Genomic DNA, 25,300 nt, shown 5'->3' with positions numbered 1-25,300 from the left:
GTGGACCACTCCCAGCGTCGCCAGCGTCAGCGACAGCACTCGCTTGGCGTGCAAATCCTCCCCGAACAACCCCTCCAGGAAGGTACGAACCTGCTCCTCGTTGATGGCCGATGACCTCACCGGTCAAGTAGTGGCCGCTACACCCTACTTATTGCATCAGACGGCCCAGTCAACGCTTGCCTGCCTGCTCGCAAAATGAGGGGATGCCTCAGGGATGGACCTGCACCCAGCCGTCCACGTTGCGGAAGACGCCGCCAACCCAGTTGCCGATGAGCAGCGTGGGGTAGGGAGTCTTGAACTTGCGCAGGCCGAGCTCCACCAGCGCCGCGTCGGAGGCCAGCGGGTTCTCGGAGGCAATGCCGTTGCGGCCCTCCGCGTCCGGTGTGCCGCAGCCCAGCGCGGCCAGAGAGAGGACCGTTACCGCCACACGAAAGAGATGTCTGGGTATCATGCGCGTTCGCCGTAGCCTGTCATGCACCCGCGGTCCCCCGGGTTCCCAGGGGCAGCCCAAGGATGCGAATTACAGGCCAGGGTAGGAATTGCTAAAGTCAGACGCAAGGAGACCAAGTCTGGGAATGAGCATGCGGCCGAGCGGGCGGTGACCGCTCTGGATGGCGATGACGGGCTCCACGCGCGGCGCGCCGGGCCGGTAGCCATAGGCGCGGTTGTCACGAGCCAAAGGCCCTCAAGAGGGGTGTGGGAAAAATCCGCAGATTTCTTTGCATCGATTTTCCCCACCTCACCGTCAGCGCTGCGGACATCTCTCCCAGCATCGTCTCCAACCTGCAGAACACAGGCGGCCAGTGGCGGGCTGTCATCACGGGCCTGACCTCCTCCACCGACCACCCTCTCTCCGCAGTAGAGTCTCGATGATGAAGGTCCACCGAGGTCTGGCCCTGTTGACACTCCTGCTCGGGCTCTCGAGCTGCCAGGATGAGAGCCCGTGCACGGTCCCGCTCGGGACTGGGAGCTGCGCACGCGAAAGGGCATGCGTCGTCTCTTTTTCTGGCATGGAGACCGCGGGGTTCCTGCTCGCCGGTGAGCGGGCTCACGTGTCCTTCCTGCGCCCCCCGAGCCCCCCGTGTCCACCGGAGGAACTGGTCGAGCCTATCTCCGCCACGTCGGAGGCCTACGGTCCGCAGGGGGGAGAGCTCCCCAGCGAGGTGGTGTTCAGCGGGCCGGACGCGTCCCCCGTCTTGGGGTTTTCCCTGGAGCAGCCGGGGCACTACCACTTCGCCACCTTCTTCTCGCCGGTGGGCGGCGTCTTCCAGTCGGACCTCCACGCCGCCAGGGACCGCTCTGACCAGCCGCCCCTCTCCCGGCTGCCGTCCTATTGCCCCTCCCTCGAGCGCACCACGCAAGGCGCCTGGGTTTGCTACTCGAAGGTCTTTCGGGGGGACACCCAGGAGGCGTTCTTCTACAACACCCATACTGCCGTCGCCGGAGACACGGTGTGGGTGGTGAGCGACACGGAGGTGCGGCGCTTCGTGGACACGGGCACCCAGCTCACGCTGACCGATTCCTTGAGCGACCCAGACCTCCACGCCGAGTTCCTCCTGCCGTCTCCGGATGAGCTGCTGGTGGTGCGAGTGGGCGGCCTCGTGCGCTACACCCGTGACCAGGGCCTGGTGCGGAGCGTGACCCCGACGCCCTGGAACGGCACGGAGGTCGGTTTCCAGGCTCCTCCCGCGATTCTCCTGCGCGATGGGGATCGGTTGATGTTCGTCTCCCGATTGAAGATCGGGGCGATCCCGCCCCTCGCAGAGGAGGCGTGCCCGTACCGGCTCACCGCTCGGGGGACCGAGCGCACACAAGACGCCTGCCAGACGTTGCCGGGCCAGGTGGTCGGCTTCGAGCCGGACGTGCTGTGGCTGGCGGAGACCGGCCCGTCGCCCACCTCCCAGCTCCTCCACCGTCACGTGTTCAAAGGAGGCCGGCTCGTCGAGGAGGGCGCGCTGAACCTGGACAGCGCGGTCGAGTTCGTTCCACAAAATCTCCGGCTCTCCAACGCCGTGCCCGTGCTCCGCACCCCCCGTCTCCCCGGCAACTCCCCGGACACACTCTACGCCGTGGTGGCCTGGGAGCCCGAGCGGCAGGAACTCCTGCTCGACGCGCTGAACCCGGGGATCACCCTGCCTCGCGCCTCGCGCTCCTTCTATTGGGGGCTCGTCTCACCGGGCGGGCCGGAGGAGTCCTCGAGGATCTACCCGCGACCACCGTAGGCAAGCTCATCAAGGCGAAGCCGTGGCAGGAGGAGACGGTGCGCGGCATGCTCCATCCAGAACGGGGCGGCCCAACTCGCACCCGGCAATCGAAGCCGCCGATTCATGTCAGTCCCCGCGCAGACTCACGGGGGAGTCGTGGGGCTGGAGCTGGGTTGGCGTCCGTGGGGTAGGACCGGCATGTAACACTTGTTCTTGAACATGCTGCCCATGGAACCGCCGAGCTTCAGCGCCTCGCAGGTCTCTCGGTCCAAAGACATCTCGACCCAGCAGCCTCCGTTGAGGGCCACCTCCTTCTTATGAGGGCAGCGCCCCTGGGAGTCGGGCCGGAGCTGATCCGGAAGTGGCTCGGGCGGTGTCTCCTCCGCCAGGCCTTGGGGCTCGTGGAGTGAAGCAGGGGCCTGCGTGGAGGTGGACGTGGCGACCTCGCCGAGCCCCGTCGTCCCCATCTTCGAGCGTCTCGCTGTCGCCAGCTCCGCGTGCGCGACGGAGGGCGTGTCCACGGTCCGCCAAGTCCCCACCCACCACGCTCCCACGGTCAGGGCCACGGCCGCCGCCGCCAGCGCGAGCAGCAGCCGCCCCCTTGGCGTGCTCCGCTTGGGCCCCGCTGCAACCTCGGCGGTTCCCTTCGGCGGTCGCGCCGAGCTGCTCCTGCGGACGGAGCGCGGAGCAGGGGAGTCCTCCCGCGGGAGCGGTGTGAGCGGCTCCAGGGCCTCGGCCAGTTGTGCCGCGCTGCCGCGCTCCTGTGGGCGTACCGACAGCAGGCGCAGGATGCAGGCGCGCAGTCGCGGCTCGATGCGCTTGTCTCGCAGCACCGCCGCCGGAGCCGTCACGGCGTCCACGTGCCAGTCTCCATGCTCATCCCTGCGAGGCGCTGACAGCTTGGGGTACTCGCCGGTGACGAGCCGGCACGCGGTGAGGCCCAGGGCGAACAGGTCATCCGTGGCCTGGGCGCGGTGCTGGAGCGAGCGGTCCCGGTTGAACTCCAGGCACCAGGACTCCGGAGCCCGGTAGGCAGGGGTGCCCGGGTGCAGGGCGGACGGAGTCAGCGTGGCGGCGCCCGGGTAGTAGCAGGCGCCAAAGTCCATGAGCAGGGCGCGCCCGTCGGAGTAGCGCACCAGGATGTTGTCGCCTTTTATGTCGCGGTGGACGGCACCCAGGGCGTGGATCTCCTGGAGTGCGCGAGCGAGCTGAGCCAGGACTGCTGCCACCTGAGGGGAGAAGGGAGGGTAGAGGGACTGCTCGTAGAGGGACTTACCATCGACCCAGTCCTGGACGAGGAAGGGATGGAGCTTGCCGCCGGGCCCCTGCCACGTGCCTGAGTCCCAGAGGCGGGGGATGCTGGGGTGGCGCAGGCGCGAGAGCAGCGCGGCCTCGCGAGCAAAGCGGGGGTTGTCCGCGGACACCGCCAGCTTGAGTGCGACGGCGGGAGCGTGCTGCAGGCCCACGGGGACGGCGCGGTAGACGGCGCCATGGGAGCCCTGACCCGCCCAGGCCACCACGCGCCAGCGCCCCACGACAGTGCCGCCAGGAAGCAAGGCGGGGTCCAGCTCCGGGACAGAGGGGCTCTGCATGGGTGGGGCCTCGTGAGGAGCAACCCGACGGGTCGATCTCCATCGCCGGAGACTACTTCGAGGACGACCCGGACAAGATTCGCTACGACTGGAAGGCGGTCGTCGATCCGAACGGGAAGGTCATCCTGGACGAGATTTCGCCCTGGCGCGGCCCCTCGCTTCCCGGAACGTCCGCTGCCGACAGATCGGAGCCCCTCCGCGCTCGATGCGCGTTCGCGCCCTGGCCAGGTTGGTATGGTCCCGGCCATGCCTCAGCTCATCATCACCGCCGTTGGTCCCGATCGCCCTGGGCTCGTCGCCGAGCTCACCCGTCACGTGTATGACGTCGGCGCCAGCCTCGCCGACAGCCGCATGGTCAATCTGAGCGGCCACTTCGCCCTGCTGGCCCTCATCGTGGGCCCCGCCGAATCGCTCGCCTCGCTCCGGAGCAAGCTCGAGAACGAAGGCCCCGGGCTGGGGCTGCGCCTCGAGATGTATGATGCGGCCGCCGCCGGCTCCCGCGCCCCCGGCAGCATCCCCTACCGGCTCAAGGTCTACAGCAATGATCAGCTCGGCATCGCCGCCCGCGTGACCGGGCTCCTCCGTCAGCACTCCGTCAATGTCGAGGAGCTGGAGACGCGGATCGAGTCCGCGCCCTTCGCGGGGACTCCGCTCTTCGTGCTCGAGGGCGTCGTCACCCTTCCGCAGGGCACGAGCGCTCGCAAGATGCGTGAGGCGTTGGCGGCTCTGGGCGAGCAGATCGGCTGCGACATCGATCTCGACGCCATCTGAGGCAGGGCTCGCGGCCTCAGTAGACCGTCAGCGTGAAGGACTTCTCCGCGGTGCCCAACAGGCCGTCGGTGACGCTGACCGTGAAGGTCCAGCTCCCCGAGGCATTGGGGGTGCCCGAGAGCGTCGCCGTGTCCGTGTGGAAGCCAATCCCGTCGGGCAGCGAGCCCGCCTTGAGCGTCCAGGTGACGTTGGAGTTGGACGAGATCCTCAGGACGTACTGGTACGGAGTTCCCACTCGCGCGTCGGGGACGGACTGGTTGGAGATCGTCAGGCCCAACGGTGAGCTGACAACCCCGAGCGCCAGCGGCCGCACCGCCGTCTGGGGCTGCGCGTCGTCCGAGTCCGTCACCTGGACCCGGAAGCTGTAGGTCCCCGTGGCGGACGGCGTGCCCGTCACGCTCCCGTCCTGCAGCAGCGTGAGGTCTCCAGGGAATCCCCCGTCCAGGAGCTTGAAGCTGTAGGGCGGTTTGCCTCCGGTGGCGGAGAGGCGCTCGGAATAGAACTTGTTCGGGTAGCCATCCACCAGCGTTCCCGGCCCGGCGACCCGGAGCTGGGGGCGCACTCGCAAGTCATACGCGGCGCTCCGGGTGGCGGGCGGCGTGTCCGAGTCGGAGACCTCCACGGCGACACGAAAGCTGCCGGGCGTGGGCGGAGTTCCCGAGAGGATGCCGCCGTCCAGCGTGAGCCACTCGGGAAGGGTTTCCGTGGCGCGGAAGCCGTAGGGCGCAGTGCCGCCATCCGCCTCCAGCGCCATCGTGTAGGGCAGCGCCTCGACCGCTGGCGCGAGGGTCTCCGTCACCAGGGTAAGGGGGGGCCCCGCGTCCGGGCCCGCGTCGAGGCCCGCATCCGTGCCGCCGTCCTCGTCGGGCCCGGCGTCAGGGGAGGGCTCGGGAGGGGACTCCACAGGGCAGGGGCCTTGAGCGCCGCAATCGGGCAAGCAACGGTGCGCCTCCGCGAGGCACGTGTAGCCCAGGGGGCAGGTGTCATCCTCGGCGCAGGGCTCGAAGCGTGAGAGGTCCGGCTGGAAGCGGCAGGAGGCAACCAGCCCCAGCGCGCACAGCAGGCCCAGGCCCACGGTGGCCAGACGCGCGCTCATGGCAGCTCCCAGACGAAGAGGACGGCTCCTCCGGCTCCCAGCACGGCGCCTGCTCCCAGCAGCCCATTGGCCAGGTGGCTCTGGCGCTCTCCCTGGCGCAGCCCGTCCGAGAAGCAGCGGCGGAAGTCCTCTCCCTCGCCCTGGCAACCCCCGGTGCCTTGAGAGAAGCGCTTCTCCGTGGAGTGCGCCGCCAGGCCGAAGCCCGCTCCCACCGCCAGCGCGGCCACCCCCGTGCCCATGAGCACCATCGGCAGGGGATGCAGCGTCTTCTTCGATTCCCGTCGGGGATGCCGCGCCTCCCAGAGGGAGCCGAAGGCCTTCCTCGCGGCCTCCTCCGCTTCCGCGTCCAGCGTGGGGACCTGGAAGGTGGTCCGGGTCTCCTGCCCATCCGCTCCCAGCAGCGCCAGCGACACGGTGCGCTCCCCGCCCAGCCCCAGCGCCCGCCCGTGGACGAGCCACTGGGCGCCGAACGCCTTCACCTGCGACGCTCGGCAGGTGGGCTCCGAGCACTCCTCCTGCTTTCCGGCGCGTGCGCGCAGCCGCTCCACCGTGTCCTTGCGCGGCTCCAGGCACACGCCCGGAGTCCTCGCCAGGGCTCGCCGCACAGCCTCCTCCGTGCTCCGAGCCTCCGGGCGCGTCAGGGCCACCGAGTCGAAAGGCAGCAGCACCAGGCGCTCGCCTTCACAGGCGGCCTGGGGAGTCGCGCCGAGGCTCAGCATCAGCGCCAGAGGCAGGAGCATCACGGGGAGAGATCAGGCCCGTCATCCATGGCGACGGGCGTCTGCCCCTGGCTCGCCACGTAGCCGCTGTAGAAGCTGGGGCCGAACGGCACGCTGAAGAGCTTGTCCCGGAAGGCCTCCTCCACGGAGCCGCGGCTGGCCACCGCCGAGCTGCTCCACGAGAGGCTGCCCCCATCCACCACCGCGCCCGCGCGAGGCACCGTCAGCCGGGCCTCCCGTCCCTCCGAGCGCAGGTAGTAGCTGCGGTCCGGTGGCAGGGCCAACACCATCGGGCGCTGGCTCTCCTTGTGGAAGTCGGCCACGCGCACGCCTCGGGTGTCCTCCACCCACATCCGCCCGCCCAGCCCCTCCGGCACCAGCAGGTAGCCCATGGCGGCGTGGCGGCTCAGGTCCGTCAGCGGCGCGCTCCGGTCCAGCGCGGGCGGACGCGCGAAGATGTCCAGCCGGCCGCGCACGTCCTCCACGCCCTGGCTGGCGGCGGCGATGAAGGCGGTGAGCTCCGAGTACTCCACGCGCCCGTCCCCGTTCACGTCCGCCGCGCCCGCCAGCGCCGAGCGCACCTGGTGGCTGAAGACGCCCGCGGAGATGGCGCTCCACTCGTGGCTCTCCTGGGCGCTCGAGGTGGACAGCACCACGCCCACCTGGGGGAACTTGTCCAGCTCGCGCGAGGCCAGGAGCTGCGCCACCGCCACCTTCTGCGCCGGGCCGACGGGCAGCGCGCCCCGGGAGTTGACGAAGAAGTACGAGTCACACGCGTCCACGATGAGGTGGATGAAGCTCGCGGGGCTGGGGCTGAGGACCTGCGTATAGAGGTCCGTCCGGGTGAAGGGGCCATCGAGCAGGCTCACCGAGCCCTCGCCCGCCGCCCCGCGCTGCCCGTGGCCGGTGAAGATGAAGTAGAGCACCGGCACCTTCCCGGCCGCCTTGTCCTCCTTCATCCGCGCGGAGAGGCGCGCCAGGGACTCCTTCACGGCGGCGCGGGTGGGGGGCTGGGTGTGCGCGGCCAGCCCGGGGTGGCGCGCCTGCGTCTCCGCGTCGAGCACGCTCAGCAGCACCGTCTCCCGGGCCTGGGGCGCGAACAGCTCGTAGTAGCGCGCCCCGTCATCGTCCGCGTAGCGCAGCGGCGCCTGCTTTGGGTCCAGGCCGGCGTTGTTGGCGATGATGAGGGCGTAGGAGACGCGCTCGGGCTCTGCCGCCCGGGCGGGCCGGGCCAGGACGAGCCCCCCCACCAGCAGGGGGAGCCAGAGCGTGAGGCGGGAGGGTGCGCGGTTCGAGGGCATGGCGGACACGGTGCTCAAAGCGCAAAAAGTGCCTCGTAGAGTGCCATTTTGCCCCAAGGCGATCCACCCGGCCCGGCTCTCGACAAGTGAGAGTGACGGCGGCTGAACGCCGCTGCTATGTGGCGGGAATGGCGTGGGAGTGGGATCAGGAGCGATTGCGGCGCTTCCGGGACGGCGCACCGGAGGTGTTGGGAGAGGTGTATCGCGCGCACGCCGAGCCCCTGGCCCGAGCGCTGCGGGCGCTCGCCTTCCGTGGGCGGGGGTTTGCCCACCTTCAAGGGGCGCTCGAGGTGGAGAACACCGTGCTGGAGACGTTCGCGCGAGCCTTCGAGCCTCGCACCCGGCTGGCGTACGACGGGGTGCGGCCCTATGCCCAGTTCCTGATGGGCATCGCGCGCAACGTGGTGCTCGAGCAGTCGCGCTCGCGCGAGGTGGTGGCGGGGCTGGGGCCGCAGGACGAGGGCTCCACGATGGACTGGGAATCCGGCGTCACCTCGGGCGGCCAGGAGAGCCTGGAGCAGCAGCTCGAGGACCAGGAGGTCGAGGCGCTGCTGCAGGACTTCAAGCAAGGGCTGTCGCCGCAGGAGCGCGAGCTGTTCGAGCTGCGCTTCACCGAGGGCCTGGCGCAGGAGAGCGCGGCCGAGCGGGTGGGCCTCACGCGCATCCAGGTCCGGCGGCGCGAGAAGGGGCTCAAGCAGCGGCTGCTCGAGTACCTGCAGTCGCGGGGCTATCTGCAGAACATCCAGGCGAAGGGCTGGGGTTTTCTCAAGGGGAGGGGCGAGGCATGACGTGCAAGAACGATGAGGCCCGGGCCGCGCTGAAGGCGCTGTTCCTTGGAGAGCTGAAGGCGGAGGGCCACCAGCGGCTGCGCGAGCACGCGGCCACGTGCGCCGAGTGCCGTGAGCAGTACGAGCGGCTCTCGCGGGTGGAGTCCTCGCTGGAGAAGCGGGTGCTGCCGAAGGAGCGCGAGGCGCTGCTCGAGGCCCAGCTCATGGCTCGGGTGCAGGCCAAGGCCCGCGCCGACGCGCCCGAGCGGCGCTCCTTCTGGGAGTGGTGGAAGGTGGCGCTCCCGGCCGTCGCGGTGGCCGCGGTGGCCATGGTCGTGGTGCTCCCGCGCGTCGGCGGGCAGAAGCCGGCCGGCAGCGAGTGGCAGGCGCGCAAGGGCTCGGCCGAGACGGCCTATGGTGTGCGCGCCTTCTGCGTGTCTTCTGAAGGGAAGGTGCAGGGCGAGGCGTTGCCGGGCGGCAAGCTGGCGTGCCCCGAGGGCGCGTCGGTGCAGTTCAGCTACACGGCTCCGGAGGGCGCGCGGCTGTCGGTGGCGGCGAAGTCTCCCTCGGGGGAGGTGCTCCAGTTCTTCCCTCGCGAGGGCGAGGCCGCGCCGGTGACGCCGGGCGTGGACGTGCCGCTCTCGTACAGCACGCCGGTGCAGGGCGGCTGGCTCTCGGCCCCGTTGGAGGTGCACGCCCGCTTCACCGATGAGCAGGGCCGGATGGTGGGCGACACGCAGGTGGTGCTCACCCCGTCGAAGTGAGCACCGCTGTCCGGCTCATGGCCGAGGCCTTCCTCAGTGCAGGAACGAGCGGTCCGCGGACGGCTCCTGGGACTCGGCGACCTTGAGCGCCACGAGCCGTGTCAGCCGGCCTCTGTCCACGAGGGTCCCCTGCGTGGGGATGCTCAGGCCTGTCGCCGTCCAGGTGGGCATGAAGAGGATGGGCTCGGCCGTGCCGTTGTAACCGAGCTGCACCAGCTGCTCCGCATCAAACGTCTGGCAGCGCTTCTCGCAGCAGGTGAAGGACTCGCGGACGCGGTAGAGGCCCTCGGCGAGCAGCGGCTCGAGGTGCTCGGCCCACGATGGATCTGGAAGGGTGGTGCCGCGGGTGTGCCAGCGCGCGCGGTTGGCGCTCCAGCCGCTCGGCAGGTAGAGGCCGGGGCCCGGGTCGCCGTGGTTGTGGAAGTAGACGAGGCGTCCCTCGGGGATGCTGGTGCCGAGAGCGCGCCGGGTCCGGTACAGCCCGCAGGGGGGGAGGCTGGGCATGGGCTCGTGTTCTAATAAAGCGGGCGGGCTCAGTAATACACGCCGTCCAACTTTTCGATGAGGGCCTTGAGGGCTTCTGGCGTGGTGCCGCAGAACTTCGCGAGGTCACGGGCCGAGTACGAGAGGGCTTGAGTATCAGGTGGAGTCTGCGCGAGTACTCTCCCGATAATGGGCCCGTCGGTTCCCGGCCACGGAACAGCCCCGAGTTCGAGTGCTCTGCGCCCAGCATCAAGCAGCGTGAAGTATGGCCAGCGAGGGAGACTGAGTGTGCGGACATCGCATTGAAGGAAGCGGCATCCTTGCAAGTGCGCCTCAGTGAAATCGCAATCCTCGATGCTTGCCTCGGTTGGCTTGTCGGACCAACTACCGAAATCGTTGCCGATGAAGCGCCCCTTGAACCGGCATCCTTTCAAGTGGGCAGAGGACCACTGGAAGTTCTTCAGGCGCGCCCTGACCTCGATGGTGCACTCCATGATTCGTGTGTCGTTGACGTGAAGCCTTTGGGCGGGCACGCCCAAGACGAGGGTGCAACGCCGAAGGGTCAGGTTGCGCCCAAGAAAGTAGAGCGAGTCTCGAGCACTGAGTTCCAACCGTTCTTTCTCGATGACTCGGTTTTCATAGATGACGTTGTTCAGCCACATTCAGGCGATCCTCAGAACGTGATCAGACGGAAGAGCACCTCCGCCATCCGCCTTCCGTGCAATTCCATGTTTGAATTCGTCCCGGCGAGCACTTCGTACTGGAGCCCCGTTGTAGGATCAAACACATCGACACCCGTCCCGCTCCACCGGAGGTGCCTGAACTGGTCCCGCAACATCTTCTCCACCCATTGCCCGCGAAACCTGCGCTCCATGAGCCGTGCATCAAGGAACTTACCTTGGCCAACCGCCCTCTCAATGGCCGCCACCTGCTCCGGTGACAACTGAGTGCGGCTCCATTCCCGCGCTACCCGCTGGGCCGCTGCCTGAAGTGCATCCCCCACTGGATCCTTGGCCGGAATCTCATGGATGGACCTGTCGGCGGGCAGGTGCCAGCGCTGGCCGTTGATGAAGACCTGCCGGTTGCCTCCCTGATGGCGGATGATGACCGTGACACCCTCACGCTCCGTCGCAGCTTCCTCCGCTGCCGCGGCAGCTTGGCTCCCGGTCTGGCGCACCATGAGGGTGAAGGTCTCGTTCTCGGCGGCGGCCACCACCTCTACCTCTCCAGCCCCCGCGAGACTCAAGCCCTGCGCCTCGGCCCAGGCCGCCGCTGGCGCGAAGCCCGGCAGCTTCGGTAGCTGCTCGGTGAACTTCGCTGTGCCCCCCGTCACCACCGCCGTCACCACCATCACCAGCACATTCGCCGTGTTTTCTCCCAGCAACTTGCTGAATCGGGCGCTGGCCTCCTCGACCTGCTCAAAGGAGGTGGCCCGATCCACCTCGTGCACCAGCCGGCCCCAGCCGTCCATCAGCCCCCACAGCGTGTGCACCGGCAGCCACGCCAGCAGCGCCAGCGTCAAACTTGCCGCCACCAGCTTGGACACGGGCTCGGGCAGCAGCCAGAGCGTGAAGTAGATGCAGCACGTCCACACAATCATCCCGATCAACGCCTGTGGGGACACCATGCCTTTGAGCGCCACGCGCGTCTGCTTGAGCACGTCCTTCAACGCCAGCGCCAGCCCCAGGGTGCGCACGTCCTCCCGGGTGAGGGTGGGACCATCCTCCAGCAGCCCCAGGCAGTCGCCTCCGCCGTACTCCTGCTGGCACAGGCCCAGGTACTTGCGCTTCAGCTCCGCCGCCGAGCTCGCCTCCAGAGGGCTGCCGTCCTCCAGTGGCATCAGCCTCACCACTCGCCCGCGCTCCGCCTCCGCCAACAGGTCGGCTTGCAGTGAGCCCTCCATCAACCAACGTGCTGTCTCCGCAGGCTGTGCTGGCGGGCGGAACTCTCGCGCCAACACCCTCATGGCGCGCTGGAAGTCCTTCGTGTCCACCTCCACCGGCTCGGAGCGCCCACTCTCCGCGGTGAGCATGTGGAATTCGTAGCGCACCGCCGCCAGCTCCGCCTCGGCCGGGTCGGTCTCCGGATACAGCGCCCGAGGAGTGCCCGCGCAGGCTGTCAGGTAGATCAACAGCACCGCTCCGAGTTGTCGCAGCCGCATGGAACACCTCCCGAGTGAGCAGGAGCCCAGGCTACGAAAGCCTCCAAGTCGGAACGATGACGCACCAGGTTCTTCGGGCCATCGTGCGGGCGGGAGTGGGCGTGCCGGTACCGACCAGTCGGGAGCGGACGTGCCAGTACCGACCAGTCGGGAGCGGGCGTGCCGGTACCGACCAGTCGGGAGCGGGGGCCTGGCGGTCCTGAACGTTCAGGAGCCTACCCACCGGTACTGACCGGTCAGGAGCGGGCCTGCTGGTACCGGCTCGTGAGTTTCAGGTAGTGCCGTAAAGGGCCATGAGTGGGCGGCAATTTCCGGATGGGTTTCAGTGCCTCAGTAACAGGACGGAACTTTTTTCAGTGCCCCGGTCCCCCCTCCCCCCTGCACTGAAGGGCAATACGAGCCAAAGCCTTGAGATCACGAGGGAATGGGGTCCGAAAAGGCTTCGGCATGCCGGATGCTAAGGACAAAGGCGTGGGCAGGACGGGGCGGTCAGCGGTGCAGGGGTCGGGGTCGGGCGGGACGGGGTTGGGTGGGCAGGACGGGTGGTCGGGGGCGGGCAGGGCGGGCGGAGCAGGACGGGGCAGGTGGTGGGGCAGGGTGGCGGGAGCGGTGAGGTCGGGCAGTACGGGTCGGTACGGGGCAGCACGGGCGGGATGGTGGTCGGGGTCAGGGCAGTAAGGGCGGGGCAGGACGGCGGGGTCGGTGCAGTACGGGGCAGTAAGGGTGGGGCAGGACGGCGGGGTCGGTGCAGTACGGGGCAGTACGGGCGGGGCAGGACGGCGGGGTCAGTGCAGTACGGGGCAGTACGGGGCAGTACGGGGCAGCACGGCGGTACGGGGCAGTACGGGGTCGGGTAGGGCGGGGAGTGGGTAGGGCGGTACGCAGTGGGGTCGGGCGGCGGGTCGGGCGAGTTGGGCGGGTCGGGCGGGTCGGAGAGCGGTATCGCGTTGGGCGGGTAGGGCGGGCAGGGCGAGGACGGGCGGGACGGCACGGCGGAGCACCTCGTAGGCACACGCCGGTTGGGACGGCTCGGGAGTGGTGGGAAGTGGAGGGGGAGGAGAGCCGGTACCCGGCGGGTGGGGGCACTCGCCGGGACCGGCTGCCCTAGCGTGTGATGGGGGAGAGGACGGGAATGGGGGCAGGGCGCGCGCTGGTGGTTGCGGGACTTGTGCTCGGCGGGCTGACAGCGCGGGCCGAGGCACCGGAGCTCCATGCCAAGACGCGCGAGACCGAGCAGTTGGCCCCGTTCGGGTTGCTGCTCGATGCGGGGATTCCAGACGGAGCGGGGCTGTCGGCGGCACTCCGGGCGTCGAGGTCCGTTCGGCTGGAGGTGGGCGCTACGCACAACGGCATCCGCCTGGGCGCCCGAGCGGGCATCACGCTGCTGCCGATGCAGGGCTGGTACACCCCGTCCTTGTCGCTCGAGGTGGGGCACGCCCTCGCGGGAGACTCGCGGACGGTGGCGCGCAGGATGGCGGATCTTTCCCAGCCGCCACTCTTCTCCATGGAGCGCGTGGGCTTCACCTACGCCAGCACGCATGCGGGCTTCGAGGTCGGTGAGCCCGGGCGCTACACCTTCTTCGTGCGCGGCGGCCTGAGCTGGATCGAGCTCGAGGTGCCGGACGTGGAGGATCTCGGAGAGCCGTTCATCAACAGCCTTGGCAAGACGGGCGCCAGGGGCGGACGCTTCAACTACATGATGCCGTCCGCCAAGCTCGGGCTGATCCTCTACTTCGGCTGAGCGGCCCTCACGGCGTCGAAGAACGCGAGGATCTGCGCATCGCCCCAGAAGCGCGGCGAGTGCACCCGGCCGGAGACGAAGCCCACGTGGCCTCCGCGCTCCGTCAGGACGAGGGTCAGGTTCGGGTTGTTCGCCGCCTCGGGCGGGATGACCGGAGCCACCAGCATCGGATCATCGCTGGCGCTCAAGAGCAGCGTGGGCCGCTGGATGGCATGGAGCCTCGGCCCCGCGGACGCCTCTTGGTAGTAGTGGGCCGCGTCCCGGAAGCCATGCAGCGGCGCGGTGACGGCATCATCGAAGGCGCGGATGGAGCGCGCGGCCTCCATGGCCTTTCCGTCGAACGCGTTGGGGAAGCGCCGCAGCTTCTCCCGAGCCTTCTGCTTGAGCGAGCGCAGGAAGCGCTCGCGGTACAGGCGCTGGAAGGGCCCGGGGCCATCGAGCCTGTAGCAGCACGAGTCGAGATCGTACGGCGCGCTCATCACCGCAGCGGCCTGAACGGGCGAGTTCGCTCCGGTCTCCTCCAGCAGCCGGCAGAGGACATTGCCGCCCAGCGAGAAGCCCACCGCGTACAGGGGACCGGTGAGCCGGGAGAGCAGGTGCTTCATCACCGTGAGCGAATCCCCGAACTCGCCCGAGTGGTACGAGCGCGCCAGGCGGTTGGGCTCGCCGCTGCACGAGCGGAAGTTGATCGCGGTGGCGCCCCAGCCCCGCTCGGAGGCTCCACGGAGGATGGCGACGACGTAGCCCGCCTGGGACGAGCCCTCCAGCCCATGGAGCACCACCACATGCGGAGCCCCGGCGGCTCCATCGAAGGTGTCCAGGTCGACGAAGTCACCGTCGGGCAGCTCGAAGCGCTCGCGGCGCACCGTCGGGGCCCGGGTGGGGCGCACGATCGAGGCGAAGATCGTCTGCGCGTGAGGCGAGCCCAGCCCTGTGGCGGGAGCAAAGGAGTCGGTCGGTTGGAAAAGCACGCCGCCCGCGATAGCGCCCGCGACGCGGGGAGACAAGACCCTGGCAGGTCGGCAGGTCCGAGCCTGCCCACGGGCTTACGGTTCGCCGCGGGCCCGGCGCATGGAGGCACAGCCCTTCTGACGCGTGGCCTCGGCCTCGGCGGTCAGCCCGAAGAGGGCCAGGTACTTCTGTACGCGCTCCTCGAGGGTGGGGGCCTCGATGAGGCGGCACACCTCGTCCGGCTCGTAGCTGCGGCAGACCTGCGGCCTGCGGTCATACACCGAGCACAGGTTGTCCACGGTGAGGTGCGGGCAGCGCATCCCCAGCGGCTTGTCCAGCGCGGCGATGTCCGGCGCCACGCAGCAGGCGCCACAGCGGGTGCACTCCATGGGCTCGGCTCCAGAAACCGTGGGCGTTGCGGTTCAACGCGGGACGATCTGCTTCACTTCCCCGCCGTTGCTCACGGTGAGGGACACCTGCTGGCCCTTCTTCCAGCCGAGGTACTCCTGCTCCGTCTTCGGCTCGAAGGTGGTGTTCTTCTTCCCGCCGTCATACGCGATGTGGAGGGTGTACTTCTCCTCGCGGCGCAGGCGGTCCTCGGGGCTCACGCTCAGGTCCGGCCAGCGCGGAGGCTCGCCGTCTCCGCCCGAGGCCTCGCGGTGCGTCACCTCCTTCCACTGGTAGCTGTCGTACGTGCACTTCGGGGCGTAGACGGGCTCGTCGCGGTAGTGCGTCTCGTTGCGGCAGTCCTCGTAGGACTCGTCGCAGTACTTGGTGACGTCCTCGCAGACCTCCTCCTTGAAGCCATTGCCCTTGTTGCGCGTGTGGCACTTCTCCTCCGTGCCGCAGGCCGTCTTCCGGTGCTTCGTCGAGCAGACCCGCTCCGTGCCGTCAGCCACCTTGCGCGTGGTGCGCTGGCGCGGGACACAGCCGCGGATGTTCTGCACGCCCGCCACCTCGCCCGCGCCGTTGACCGGCATTCGCGAGGACTGGGCGTGCAGCTCGTCCGCCCAGCCCTCCAGCGTGACGGGCGTGAAGCGCTCCTGGTACACGGTGCGCTTCCAGTCGGTGCTCACCACCTGGCCCGTGGTCTCGTGCGTCATCGACGACCAGATGCCGTAGACGATCGAGCTGCCACAGCAGAACACCAGCAGGCCGCCCAGCACCATGCCCACCTTGAAGAGGGCCCCTCGCTTCTTCGGAGCGGCCGGCGCGGGCTGCTCGGGCGGGAGGCCCGGATCCGCCTCCTCCTGGAGGGCCTTGGCATCCGTGCCCCGCTCGGCCCGGCAGTTCTTGCAGATCTCCTGATCTCCTCGGTTGGAGGCGCCGCAATAGGCGCAGAACCAGTCCGCGCCCGCGTTGGCCAGCTCCAGCGCCTTCTCGTCCGTCACGCCCTCGCGCAGGGACTTGCCCGTGGCCGCATCCGTGTCGCCGAAGTCGAACTCGGACTCCTGGCCCGTGAGCTCGCGCGGGTTGTTGCAGTGGGGGCACTTCTTGTGCCGGGCGAGGATGCCCTTCGTGCCACACGAGGAACAGTCCCACATGCCCTCGATGATCCGGGTGCGCTTGGCCATGGCCGCATCCTAACCCCGCAAACGCCACGCGGCGCCGGGGAGAGCCCTCGGCGCCGCGCGGAGACTTCCAAGCCAGGACGGGAGGACTACTCCTGGTTCTCCTTCGGCACCGAGTGCGAGCCGGGGGCCGCATGGTTGGCGCCGTGCGGAACACCGTGCGTGGGCGCGGTGCCCTCGAGGAAGTTCAGGTCCGGCAGATCGCTCAGGTGCGAGCCGGCCGGGTTGGCGGGACGGAAGCGCGTGGCGAAGTCGGCCATGGGCATGGCCAGCATCATCAGCACGAACAGGATCGACACGCCCATGACGAGGCGGTTGGCGCCCTTGTGGTCCTTCAGGTGCATGAAGATCAGCAGCACCATGAAGCCCTTCGTGGTGGCGATGGCCAGCGCCAGCGGCAGCGCCCAGCTGATGTGCATGCGGCCCGTCAGCACCGTCACCACCGTGAGGATGATCAGCGCCACCCACACAATCCAGTACGGGGCGGCGCTGTGGTGCTCCGCCATGTTTCGCTCTTCCTGATGTGACTCGTTGGCCACGGACATGATTCGGAGCTCCTGGAACTAGATGAGGTACAGCAGCGGGAAGAGGAAGATCCACACCAGGTCCACCAGGTGCCAGTACATGCTGCCCAGCTCGACCGCGGTGTAGTTGTGGGGACCGAAGTTCTTCTGACGCAGCGCCTTCACCGTCAGCCACACCAGCACGCTCATGCCGACGATGACGTGGAAGGCGTGCAGGCCCGTGGCCAGGAAGTACACCGTGAAGTACAGCGGCGCGCCGGGCAGCTGCACCTCCTCGAAGTGGTAGTACTTCCCAGGCAGCGCGCCCTCGGCGAACTTGTGGCTGTACTCGACGCCCTTGATGACGAGGAACGCGCAGGCCATGGCGATGGTGAGCATGAACATCAGCGCCACCAGGCCGTTGCGGCCCGCCTTCGCGTAGTGCACCGCGAGCGCCGCCGTCAGCGACGAGGTGATGAGCACCACCGTGTTCGTCGCGCCCAGCCACAGGTCCAGGTGCCGGCTGGCCGCCGCGAACGCCTCGGGGAACAGGAAGCGGTAGCAGCCGTAGCAGACGAACAGGCCCGCGAAGAGCAGGATCTCCGTGGAGAGGAACAGCCACATGCCCAGGCGGGCGGCGTGGTTCTGCACCTCGAGCGAGGCGAAGTGCTCCGCCAGCTTGGGAACCGAGGGCGAGGCGCCCGCGGTGTGAGCGTTAGACTGCATCGGGCACCTCGGCCTTCTTCGGATCCACGTACAGGTGCGGCTCCTCGGGGTAGGTCGGCTGCGGGCCCACGAAGTTGTGGGTCGGCGGCGGAGACTCCGCCAGCCACTCGTAGCCCTTGCTCAGCCACGGGTTCTTCCCGGAGGCCGGCCCATACGCCAGCGAGTACGTGAGGTAGATGGCGATGATGATGAAGCCGAACGCCAGCAGCGACGCGCCCGCCGTGGAGGCCACGTTCAGCATCTGGAAGCGCTCCGGGTACTCGAAGTAGCGCCGCGGCATGCCCGAGTTGCCCAGGAGGAACTGCGGGATGAACGTCGCGTTGAAGCCCAGGATGATGAACGCCGCGGACACCAGGCCCCAGCCCTCGGGGTACGTCTTCCCGAACATCTTCGGGAACCAGTAGTGCAGCGAGGCCAGGAAGGCCATCACCGTGGAGGCCACCATGATGAAGTGGAAGTGGGCCACCACGAAGTAGGTGTCGTGCCAGTGCACGTCCAGTGACGTGGTCGCCACCGCGATGCCCGTCATCCCGCCGAACACGGTGAAGAACAGGAAGCCGCAGAAGTAGGCGAACGGCGTCTTGAAGTCCACCGCGCCCTTGTAGACGGTGCCCACCCAGTTGAAGACCTTGATGGCGGTGAACACGCCCACCAGCATGGTGAGCACGCCGAACACGCCCGCGTCGAAGGTCGACTGCCCCGACACGAACATGTGGTGGCCCCACACGAAGAAGCCCACGAAGGCGATGCCGAGGCTCGAGTACGCCACCGCGCGGTAGCCGAAGATGTTCTTCCGGCTGAAGGTGGCGACGATCTCGCTCATCACGCCGAAGGACGGCAGCACCATGATGTACACGGCCGGGTGGCTGTAGAACCAGAACAGGTGCTGGAAGAGCACCGGATCTCCGCCGCGCGCCGGATCAAACAGGCCGAAGTGGAAGAACTGCTCGCCGGTGACGACGGCCAGCAGCAGGCCAATGACCGGCGTGGCCAGCACCTGGATGCAGCTGGTGGCGTAGATGGCCCACACGAACAGCGGCAGCTTGAACCAGGTGATGCCCGGCGCGCGCATGGTGTGCACGGTGACGATGAAGTTGAGGCCCGTGGCGATGGAGCTGAAGCCGATGATGAACGCGCCGAAGAGCACCGGCGCCACCGTCGTCGTCGTGTGCGTGCTGTAGGGCGTGTAGAACGTCCAGCCGGTGTCCAGGCCGCCGTTGAGCATGCCCCACAGCGCCAGGAACGCGCCCGACAGGTAGATGTAGAAGCTGGCCAGGTTCAGCCGCGGGAAGGCCACGTCCTTGGCCCCCAGCATCAGCGGCAGCATGAAGTTGCCGAACACCGCCGGGATGGCCGGGATCATGAAGAGGAAGATCATGATCAGGCCGTGGAGCGTGAACGTACGGTTGTACGTCATCGCGTCCATGATGGTCGGACCCGGGGTGAGCATCTCGATGCGGATGGCCATCGCGAAGATCCCGCCCACCAGGAAGAAGAGCAGGATCCACACCAGGAACATGATGGCGATGCGCTTGTGGTCCACCGTCAGCAGCCACGACTTGATCGTGGTGCCGTCCACCAGATAGCTGGGGTGGGCATGGTGCGCGCCATGTGCGTCGTGGGCGTCGTGCGAGGGCAGGACGCCGTCTGCGGTCGTGCTACTGCTGGATGGGTTCATAGGCAGGTCCCTGGGAAGCGCCCTCGCGCACGTTCGGCGTGCGCAGCGACTTGATGAACTCGACGATGGCGGCCGTCTCGGGCCCCTGGAGCTTGCCCTGGAAGGTCGGCATCACGTTCTTGTAGCCGGCCACCAGGTGCGCCCCGGGGTCCATCATCGACTGGGTGATGTAGGCCTCGTCCACGCGGATGGACTGTCCGTCCGACAGCTTCTCCATCCGGTCATACAGGCCCAGGAAGGAGGGGCCAATGTGCGGCGCCCCATCAAGGGTGTGGCACTTGAGGCAGCCCTGGGTGCCCACCAGCTTCTGGCCCTCCTCGGCCATGCGCGCCACCGGCGGCACCAGCGAGGTGTCCGCCAGCGCGTCCTGGCGGCCCGCCAGCCTTCCGCGCTGCTGGTCCTTGAGCCAGTTCTCGAAGTCCGCCGGCGCCAGCACCACCACCTCCGCCAGCATCTTCGAGTGGGACAGGCCGCAGTACTCGGCGCACAGCACCTGGTAGGTGCCGGGCTTGGTGGCCTCGAACCAGGCCTGCGTGTAGCGGCCCGGCAGCGCGTCCATCTTGATGCGGAACGCGGGCACGTAGAAGGAGTGCAGCACGTCACGCGAGGTGATGAGCAGGCGCACCGGGCGGCCCGAGGGCACGTGCAGCACGTTCACCCCGTTGGGGCCCTCCGGGTACGAGAACTTCCACATCCACTGCTTGCCCATCACGTACACGTCATACGTGTCCTTGGGAGGCGTGGTGTAGAAGACGAAGTCCCGGAAGCCGATGCCGAACCAGGCCAGGAAGAACACCAGCGGCACCGAGACGATGAGGAACTCGGTGACCAGGTTGGGCACCACGTACTCGGTGGCCTGGTTGGGCACGCGCCGCCGGTAGCGGAAGAACATGAAGATCGCCGCGAGGCCCACGGCCACCGACGACACCATCGTCACGCCCACGACGAAGTAGTGGAGGTGGTCGACTCGCTCCGCGAACGTCGACGCGCGCTCCGGAAGGAAGAGGATTTTGTCAGCGAAGTTGCTCATGCCGCAGCGCCTTTCTTCAGCTCGCGCCTCCAGAAGTAGATCAGCATCGTCGAGAGCGCGGTCAGCACCAGCAGCGCTCCCACCCGGATGAACCCGAACACGTAAAAGCCGTACCGGCGCATCGCGCCGTCATACTTGAAACAGGACAGCACCACCCGGTCGAAGCTGGTGCCCACCCGGCCGCCCGCGGCCTCGAGCAGCGCCAGCTTCACGTCCTGGGTGGGGAAGCTGGTGCCGTAGAGGTAGCGGGAGACGCTGGCCTCGGGGGTGATGACCTGCACCACGGCGGGGTGGGCGAACTGCTTGCTCGCCTCGTCGTAGCGGTACTTGTAGCCCACCGCCTCGGTGAGCTTGTGGATGTTGTCCTCGGTGCCGGTGAGGAAGTGCCAGGCGGCCGTCTCCGGCTTTCCCATGGCCTGCAGGTGGCGGCGCTTGCGCTCCAGGCTCTGCGCCGGCGTGTCCTTGGGATCAATGCTCACCGTGATGGCCTCGTAGTCCTTACCGAGCTCCAGGCCCAGCTCGCGCATGGCGCTCACCTGGCCGTTGATGACCAGGTTACAGAGCATGGGGCACTCGTAATACACCAGCGTCAGCAGGGTGGGTTTGTCCTTGGGCAACACGTCGCCCAGGCGGACCTCGCGGCCCTGCTCGTCCGTGAAGCGGGCCTCCAGCGGCAGCGGCTCGCCGAGGTGCTCCTCCACGTCCACGCCCTGCACCTGCGGAGGCTGCTGCGCGTCGATGATGTCCCGCGGCGTCTTGCCTCCTCCAGGGAGGGCGAAGGCCGGCAGCGCGGCGCCGAGCACGAGCGCGGCGACGGCGAGCCCCAGGCGCCAGGTGGCGCGCGAGGAGGGCAGGGTGGAGAGGGAGGACATCGACATCGAACGAGACCTAGTGCTGCGCGGGGGTGGGAGCAGGAGTGGCAGGGGCCGGAGTGGCCGGAGTCTTCGCGGGGGCCGGAGTGGGAGCCTTGCCCTCGGCAGGGGGGGGAGCCGGAGCCTTGCCCTCGGTGCCAGCCGGAGCCTTCCCCTGGGGAGCCGCCGGAGTCTTCCCCGGAGCCGGAGTCTTGCCCGGCTCGGGAGCCGGGGGCGGGGGCGGCGGAGGAGGACGCTGGGCATCGGCGATGACGCGGTCCATGGCCTGGTCGATGGGCATGTGGGCGGCGACGCCCGGCTGTTCGCCCCAGCCATTCTTCAGGGCCTCGTGCTGTTCGCCCAGCTTCTCGAGGGCGTGGTTGTCCTGCTCGAACACGCGCTGGTTGACGATGCCAATCTCGTACTGGCCCAGGGCGGCCGGCTTGGGCGGCGGGCCGTCCGGCTGCAGCTCCTGCTCGGTGTGGACCTGGACACGCCAGGCCCACACGGCGCCCACCGCGAAGATGAGGAGGCCCACGACGCCCACGCGGATGACCTTGCCGAGGACCAGGTGGTCCTCCTCGGACGACACCCCGTGCGCGCCGACGATGACGCGAGACTCCTGTTCGACCTGGGTCTTCTTCATGGCTGCACGTACCTCAGGGACTCAGCGATGTACGGATCCTTCACCGGCACCGTGTACTTGCCGCGGGCGCGCATGAGGGCAAAGCCCACGGCGACGCCGCCCACGCCCACGAAGGCGAAGGGGAGCGTCCACGGGAAGGTGGGGTGCTCCTCGTTGTAGGCCGGGAAGATGAGCCAGTACAGGTCCACCGCGTGAACCAGGAGCAGGTACACGGCCACCACGGCCAGCTTGCGCGGCTGCAGCTTGAGGTTGCGCGACAGCAGGATGCCGAAGGGAATCAGGAACTGGATGAAGAACAGGGCGATGGACACCGGCCGCCAGCCACCGAAGATGCGCACGTGGTACCACGCCGCCTCTTCCGGGAGGTTGGCGATCCAGATGAGCAGGAACTGGGAGAAGGCGATGTAGGCCCAGAAGGCCACGAAGGCCAGCATCAGCTTGCCCAGGTTATGGTAGTGCGCCGTCGTCACCAGGTTGCCGTAGAGATCCTTGCCCCCCTGGGCGTTCACCGTCGCGAGCGTCAGCACGCAGAAGGCCGCCAGGAAGCTGCCGGCGAAGTAATAGACGCCATAGATGGTCGACTGCCAGAGCGGCGTGAGGCTCATCAGCCAGTCGAACGAAGCAAAAGTGATCGTCAGGGCAAGAAAAGGTAGCGAGCCCGGGGACAGGAACCGCTGCTTCACGGTGAGCATCAGCTCGCCCGTCTCGTCCTGGCGGGTGCTCCAGCCAATCAGGCGCTGGCTGACGAGGATCCACACCACGAAGTAGATGACCTGGCGGACCACGAAGAACTCCACATTGAGGTAGCCGTGCTTGCTCTCGATGTGGTGGCGCTCGAGCTCGTTCAGGTTCGCGGCGAGCTCGGAGCCGGGCGCCCAGGGGTACAGGTGCTTGAAGAAGGGGATGAGCCCCAGGATGAGCACGGCGAAGATGGGCACCGCGCCCGCCATGGTCTCCATCGCCCGGCGCAGCACCGTCATCCACTTGGCCTTGGCCGTGTGGAAGACGGCCACCATGATGATGGAGGCCACGGAGATGCCCACCCAGTAGGTGAAGGCGAACAGGTAGCTGTGAGCCGTGGCGCGCATGTCCATGAAGGCGCCCACCGCTGTCAGCACGAGCCCGAGGATGCCGATGCCGAAGGCCGGCACCATCAGCTTGGGCGTTCCGTTGTAACGCTCCACGGAATTCATCGGTTCTCCTGAGGAACAGGCTGGGTCCCCGCGGCGGCGCCGCGAGCGGCCTGGAGGGCCCGCACGTAGGCCACCACGGCCCAGCGCTCCTGGGTGTTCAGCTCGCCGCTGAAGGACGGCATCACACCGTAGCCCTCGGTGATGGCGTTGAAGAAGTGTCCGGCAGGACGGTTGGACAGCTCGAGCAGGGACGGGGGCAGCCGCAGGCCCATGTTCTCCGCGACGATGCTGTTACCATCACCGAGCACGCCGTGGCACTGCGCGCAGACGATGGAGTACTTCTTCTGCCCCATCTGCAGCAGGGCCTTGTCCACCTGCACCGGGATGGCGGCCACCGGCTGGCCGTTGACGCGGCCCGTGCTGAGGCCGGGGTTGCCCACCGCCTTCTCGCGCGGAATGGTGCCCTCGGGCGGCGTGCGCATGGCGCGCCCGTCGGCCCAGAACTCCGAGCTCTCGTAGTACTCGTACTTGGCCTGGTTCTCCATGCGCTGGAAGAACTCGGACGGGACGTCGCAGCCGGTCAGGGCCAGGAGCCCCAGGGCGGGGATGAGCCTCCTCATTCCTTCTCTCCCGTGACAACCGTCACCTGGGTCGCGCCCAGGGACTGGAGCTTGCTCTGCACATCCTGCATGTCCACACCCTCGAGCTTCGGCACGCTCAGCCAGTAGCCGTGCGTGGAGGCGGTGCGGAACCCCTCATGCTCGAAGATCGGGTGGTACGGCTGCGGCAGCCGGCTCAGCCCGAGGATTCCGAAGAAGATGCCGAAGGCCGTCAACAGCACCGCCAGCTCGAAGGTGATGGGGATCCACGCCGGCACGCTCATCAGCGGACGGCCACCCACGTTGATGGGGTAGTCGATGCCGTTCATCCACGCCTGCATCAACACCGCGGTGGCCACGCCGGTGATGGCGCCGCACAGGGCGATGAGGGGCACCTTGGAGGGAGGCAGGCCCAGCGCCTCGGACCCGCCGTGCAGCGGGTACGGGGAGTAGGTGTCCATGCCCTGAAAGCCCTTCAGGCGCATCTCGTTGGTGGCCTTCACGAGATCATCCGGGGTGGGGAACTCGGCCAGCACCCAGCTATCGAGAACCGGAGTTTCCATGGCGCTAGTGCGCTCCGTGGGTGAGAGTGCCAGCGGCGGCGGTCTCCACGCCGTGGCTGTGCGCGTGGTGGGCGGCGTGCTTGAGCTCGAGCTGCAGCTCCTTCACTTCGCTGATGGCCACCGCGGGCACGAACTTGAGGAACAGCATGAAGAGGGTGCCGAACAGGCCCAGCGTGCCCACGTAGATGGTCCAGTCCACCCAGGTGGGCACGTAGATGTCCCACGAGGAGGGCAGGAAGTCCTGGTGCAGCGAGGTGACGATGATGATGAAGCGCTCGCACCACATGCCGATGTTCACCAGGATGGCGGCCACCCACATGATGGGGATGCTGGTGCGGGCCTTCTTGAACCAGTAGATGTTCGGCGTGACGACGTTGCAGAACATCATCAGCCAGTACACGCCGGCGTACGGGCCGCGCGCGCGGTTCACGTAGAAGGTCCAGATCTCGAACTGGCTCTGCGAGTACCACGCCACGAAGTGCTCCATCATGTACCCGTAGGACACGATGAGGCCCGTGGCGAGGATGACCTTGTTCATGTTCTCCAGGTGCCGGTCCGTAATCACGTCGCGGAGGCCCATGTACTTGCGGGCCGGGACGATGAGGGTGACCACCATGGCGAAGCCGGAGAACACGGCGCCGGCGACGAAGTAGGGCGGGAACACCGTGGTGTGCCAGCCGGGGATGAGCGACACGGCGAAGTCGAAGGACACGATCGTGTGCACCGAGAGCACCAGCGGGGTGGAGATGCCCGCCAGGATCAGGTAGCCGATCTTGTAGTTGTGCCAGTGCCGCCCGGAGCCGCGCCAGCCGAGGCTGAAGATGCCGTACACAATCCGCTGCATCCGCGTCTTGGACGAGTCACGCAGCGCGGCCAGGTCCGGAATCAGGCCCACGTACCAGAAGAGGATGGACACCGTGAGGTACGTGGAGATGGCGAACACGTCCCACACCAGCGGCGAGCGGAACTGCGGCCAGGCGCCCAGGGTGCTGGGGTAGGGAATCAGCCAGAAGGCGAACCAGGGGCGGCCGGTGTGCAGCAGCGGGAAGAGGCCCGCGCACATGACGGCGAACAGCGTCATCGCCTCGGCGAAGCGGTTGATGCTGGTGCGCCACTTCTGCTGGAAGAGCAGGAGGATGGCGGAGATGAGCGTTCCGGCGTGGCCGATACCGACCCACCACACGAAGTTGATGATGTCGAACGCCCAGCCCACCGGCTGGTTGTTGCCCCACACACCGATGCCGTTGGCCAGCGTGTAGGTGACACCCAGCACCAGGCCGCCCAGGGCGGTGAGCGTGATGCCGAACAGCATCAGCCAGCCCTTGCCGGGCTTCTGCCAGACGTAGTCCAGCAGCGTGTCATTGAGGGACTTGTCGTCGTGGTGCGGCGCGACGAGGTGCCGTGGCTCGAGGGGATCGAGCGCGACGTCTGCGGCGGCGGTCTCGGCCAT

The 25,300-nt window shown here is 68.1% G+C and carries 26 protein-coding genes; 5 read left to right on the top strand and 21 right to left on the bottom strand.

Annotated features, from left to right (window positions below):
• Positions 1-208: 208 nt before the first annotated feature.
• Entirely contained in the window at positions 209-427 is a 219-nt protein-coding gene (locus ACJ8AT_RS00215; protein ID WP_407735466.1) for a hypothetical protein, read from the bottom strand.
• A gap of 583 nt (positions 428-1,010) precedes the next feature.
• Here ACJ8AT_RS00215 and ACJ8AT_RS00210 point away from each other — a divergent pair.
• On the top strand, positions 1,011-2,222 hold the full coding sequence (locus tag ACJ8AT_RS00210) for a hypothetical protein (RefSeq protein WP_407735465.1): 1,212 nt from the start codon (positions 1,011-1,013) through the stop codon (positions 2,220-2,222).
• A 125-nt stretch (positions 2,223-2,347) separates the two neighbouring features.
• On the opposite strand, the gene ACJ8AT_RS00205 is transcribed toward ACJ8AT_RS00210, so the two are convergent.
• Positions 2,348-3,796: a serine/threonine protein kinase gene (locus ACJ8AT_RS00205; protein WP_407735464.1), complete on the bottom strand. Its 1,449-nt coding sequence runs from the start codon at positions 3,794-3,796 to the stop codon at positions 2,348-2,350.
• Between the two features lie 246 nt (positions 3,797-4,042).
• On the opposite strand from ACJ8AT_RS00205, the gene ACJ8AT_RS00200 reads away from it, so the two are divergent.
• A complete protein-coding gene (locus ACJ8AT_RS00200) occupies positions 4,043-4,567 on the top strand; it encodes a glycine cleavage system protein R (RefSeq protein ID WP_407735463.1) in 525 nt (174 codons plus the stop codon).
• A gap of 16 nt (positions 4,568-4,583) precedes the next feature.
• Here ACJ8AT_RS00200 and ACJ8AT_RS00195 read toward each other — a convergent pair whose 3' ends face one another.
• From ACJ8AT_RS00195 to ACJ8AT_RS00185, 3 genes are read right to left on the bottom strand one after another with little or no spacing between them, the layout of a single operon-like run.
• Positions 4,584-5,663 (bottom strand): Ig domain-containing protein, encoded by a 1,080-nt coding sequence (locus ACJ8AT_RS00195; protein WP_407735462.1) that lies wholly within the window; start codon positions 5,661-5,663, stop codon positions 4,584-4,586.
• Complete coding sequence (locus tag ACJ8AT_RS00190) at positions 5,660-6,403, bottom strand: hypothetical protein (protein WP_407735470.1); 744 nt, start codon at positions 6,401-6,403, stop codon at positions 5,660-5,662. The genes ACJ8AT_RS00195 and ACJ8AT_RS00190 overlap by 4 nt, the downstream gene beginning before the upstream one ends.
• A complete protein-coding gene (locus ACJ8AT_RS00185) occupies positions 6,403-7,683 on the bottom strand; it encodes a hypothetical protein (RefSeq protein ID WP_407735461.1) in 1,281 nt (426 codons plus the stop codon). Before ACJ8AT_RS00185 ends, ACJ8AT_RS00190 begins: the two co-directional genes overlap by 1 nt.
• Positions 7,684-7,811: 128 nt before the next feature.
• Here ACJ8AT_RS00185 and ACJ8AT_RS00180 point away from each other — a divergent pair, with 128 nt between their 5' ends.
• Positions 7,812-8,471: an RNA polymerase sigma factor gene (locus tag ACJ8AT_RS00180; RefSeq protein WP_407735460.1), complete on the top strand. Its 660-nt coding sequence runs from the start codon at positions 7,812-7,814 to the stop codon at positions 8,469-8,471.
• Complete coding sequence (locus tag ACJ8AT_RS00175; protein ID WP_407735459.1) at positions 8,468-9,214, top strand: anti-sigma factor family protein; 747 nt, start codon at positions 8,468-8,470, stop codon at positions 9,212-9,214. The genes ACJ8AT_RS00180 and ACJ8AT_RS00175 overlap by 4 nt, the downstream gene beginning before the upstream one ends.
• A gap of 33 nt (positions 9,215-9,247) precedes the next feature.
• Here ACJ8AT_RS00175 and ACJ8AT_RS00170 read toward each other — a convergent pair whose 3' ends face one another.
• From ACJ8AT_RS00170 to ACJ8AT_RS00160, 3 genes are read right to left on the bottom strand one after another with little or no spacing between them, the layout of a single operon-like run.
• Positions 9,248-9,718 carry a hypothetical protein gene (locus ACJ8AT_RS00170; protein ID WP_407735458.1) on the bottom strand — a complete coding sequence of 157 codons (471 nt, stop codon included), beginning with the start codon at positions 9,716-9,718 and terminating at the stop codon, positions 9,248-9,250.
• Between the two features lie 29 nt (positions 9,719-9,747).
• Positions 9,748-10,359, bottom strand: a complete 612-nt coding sequence (locus tag ACJ8AT_RS00165; RefSeq protein ID WP_407735457.1) for a hypothetical protein — start codon at positions 10,357-10,359, stop codon at positions 9,748-9,750.
• 11 nt (positions 10,360-10,370) lie between these two features.
• Positions 10,371-11,858, bottom strand: coding sequence for a hypothetical protein (locus ACJ8AT_RS00160; RefSeq protein WP_407735456.1), 1,488 nt, complete (start codon positions 11,856-11,858; stop codon positions 10,371-10,373).
• A gap of 1,132 nt (positions 11,859-12,990) precedes the next feature.
• On the opposite strand from ACJ8AT_RS00160, the gene ACJ8AT_RS00155 reads away from it, so the two are divergent.
• Positions 12,991-13,599 (top strand): hypothetical protein, encoded by a 609-nt coding sequence (locus ACJ8AT_RS00155; protein ID WP_407735455.1) that lies wholly within the window; start codon positions 12,991-12,993, stop codon positions 13,597-13,599.
• On the opposite strand, the gene ACJ8AT_RS00150 is transcribed toward ACJ8AT_RS00155, so the two are convergent.
• From ACJ8AT_RS00150 to nrfD, 13 genes are all read right to left on the bottom strand, one after another.
• On the bottom strand, positions 13,587-14,570 hold the full coding sequence (locus ACJ8AT_RS00150; RefSeq protein ID WP_407735454.1) for a hydrolase: 984 nt from the start codon (positions 14,568-14,570) through the stop codon (positions 13,587-13,589). The two genes, ACJ8AT_RS00155 and ACJ8AT_RS00150, sit on opposite strands and share 13 nt — an antisense overlap.
• 75 nt (positions 14,571-14,645) lie before the next feature.
• Complete coding sequence (locus tag ACJ8AT_RS00145; RefSeq protein WP_407735453.1) at positions 14,646-14,939, bottom strand: YkgJ family cysteine cluster protein; 294 nt, start codon at positions 14,937-14,939, stop codon at positions 14,646-14,648.
• 33 nt (positions 14,940-14,972) lie between these two features.
• Positions 14,973-16,124, bottom strand: a complete 1,152-nt coding sequence (locus ACJ8AT_RS00140) for a hypothetical protein (RefSeq protein WP_407735452.1) — start codon at positions 16,122-16,124, stop codon at positions 14,973-14,975.
• An 86-nt stretch (positions 16,125-16,210) separates the two neighbouring features.
• On the bottom strand, positions 16,211-16,666 hold the full coding sequence (locus ACJ8AT_RS00135; protein ID WP_407735451.1) for a cytochrome C oxidase subunit IV family protein: 456 nt from the start codon (positions 16,664-16,666) through the stop codon (positions 16,211-16,213).
• An 18-nt stretch (positions 16,667-16,684) separates the two neighbouring features.
• A complete protein-coding gene (locus ACJ8AT_RS00130; protein ID WP_407735450.1) occupies positions 16,685-17,350 on the bottom strand; it encodes a cytochrome c oxidase subunit 3 family protein in 666 nt (221 codons plus the stop codon).
• Positions 17,340-19,028, bottom strand: a complete 1,689-nt coding sequence (locus tag ACJ8AT_RS00125) for a cbb3-type cytochrome c oxidase subunit I (protein WP_407735449.1) — start codon at positions 19,026-19,028, stop codon at positions 17,340-17,342. Before ACJ8AT_RS00125 ends, ACJ8AT_RS00130 begins: the two co-directional genes overlap by 11 nt.
• On the bottom strand, positions 19,009-20,058 hold the full coding sequence (gene coxB / locus ACJ8AT_RS00120) for a cytochrome c oxidase subunit II (RefSeq protein ID WP_407735448.1): 1,050 nt from the start codon (positions 20,056-20,058) through the stop codon (positions 19,009-19,011). Before coxB ends, ACJ8AT_RS00125 begins: the two co-directional genes overlap by 20 nt.
• The gene (locus ACJ8AT_RS00115) at positions 20,055-20,930 is read right to left on the bottom strand and encodes an SCO family protein (RefSeq protein WP_407735469.1); all 876 of its coding nucleotides are present in this window, start codon (positions 20,928-20,930) and stop codon (positions 20,055-20,057) included. The genes coxB and ACJ8AT_RS00115 overlap by 4 nt, the downstream gene beginning before the upstream one ends.
• 16 nt (positions 20,931-20,946) lie before the next feature.
• Positions 20,947-21,555, bottom strand: a complete 609-nt coding sequence (locus ACJ8AT_RS00110) for a hypothetical protein (protein WP_407735447.1) — start codon at positions 21,553-21,555, stop codon at positions 20,947-20,949.
• Positions 21,552-22,748, bottom strand: a complete 1,197-nt coding sequence (locus tag ACJ8AT_RS00105) for a hypothetical protein (RefSeq protein WP_407735446.1) — start codon at positions 22,746-22,748, stop codon at positions 21,552-21,554. The genes ACJ8AT_RS00110 and ACJ8AT_RS00105 overlap by 4 nt, the downstream gene beginning before the upstream one ends.
• On the bottom strand, positions 22,745-23,308 hold the full coding sequence (locus ACJ8AT_RS00100; RefSeq protein WP_407735445.1) for a c-type cytochrome: 564 nt from the start codon (positions 23,306-23,308) through the stop codon (positions 22,745-22,747). Before ACJ8AT_RS00100 ends, ACJ8AT_RS00105 begins: the two co-directional genes overlap by 4 nt.
• On the bottom strand, positions 23,305-23,850 hold the full coding sequence (locus ACJ8AT_RS00095) for a DUF3341 domain-containing protein (protein WP_407735444.1): 546 nt from the start codon (positions 23,848-23,850) through the stop codon (positions 23,305-23,307). Before ACJ8AT_RS00095 ends, ACJ8AT_RS00100 begins: the two co-directional genes overlap by 4 nt.
• 4 nt (positions 23,851-23,854) lie before the next feature.
• Entirely contained in the window at positions 23,855-25,300 is a 1,446-nt protein-coding gene (nrfD, locus tag ACJ8AT_RS00090) for an NrfD/PsrC family molybdoenzyme membrane anchor subunit (RefSeq protein WP_407735443.1), read from the bottom strand.

The organism is Hyalangium sp., assembly GCF_045802625.1.
Lineage (GTDB): Bacteria > Myxococcota > Myxococcia > Myxococcales > Myxococcaceae > Hyalangium.
The sequence above is the reverse complement of the archived record's forward strand: the minus strand, read 5'-3'. Positions and strand labels throughout refer to the sequence as shown.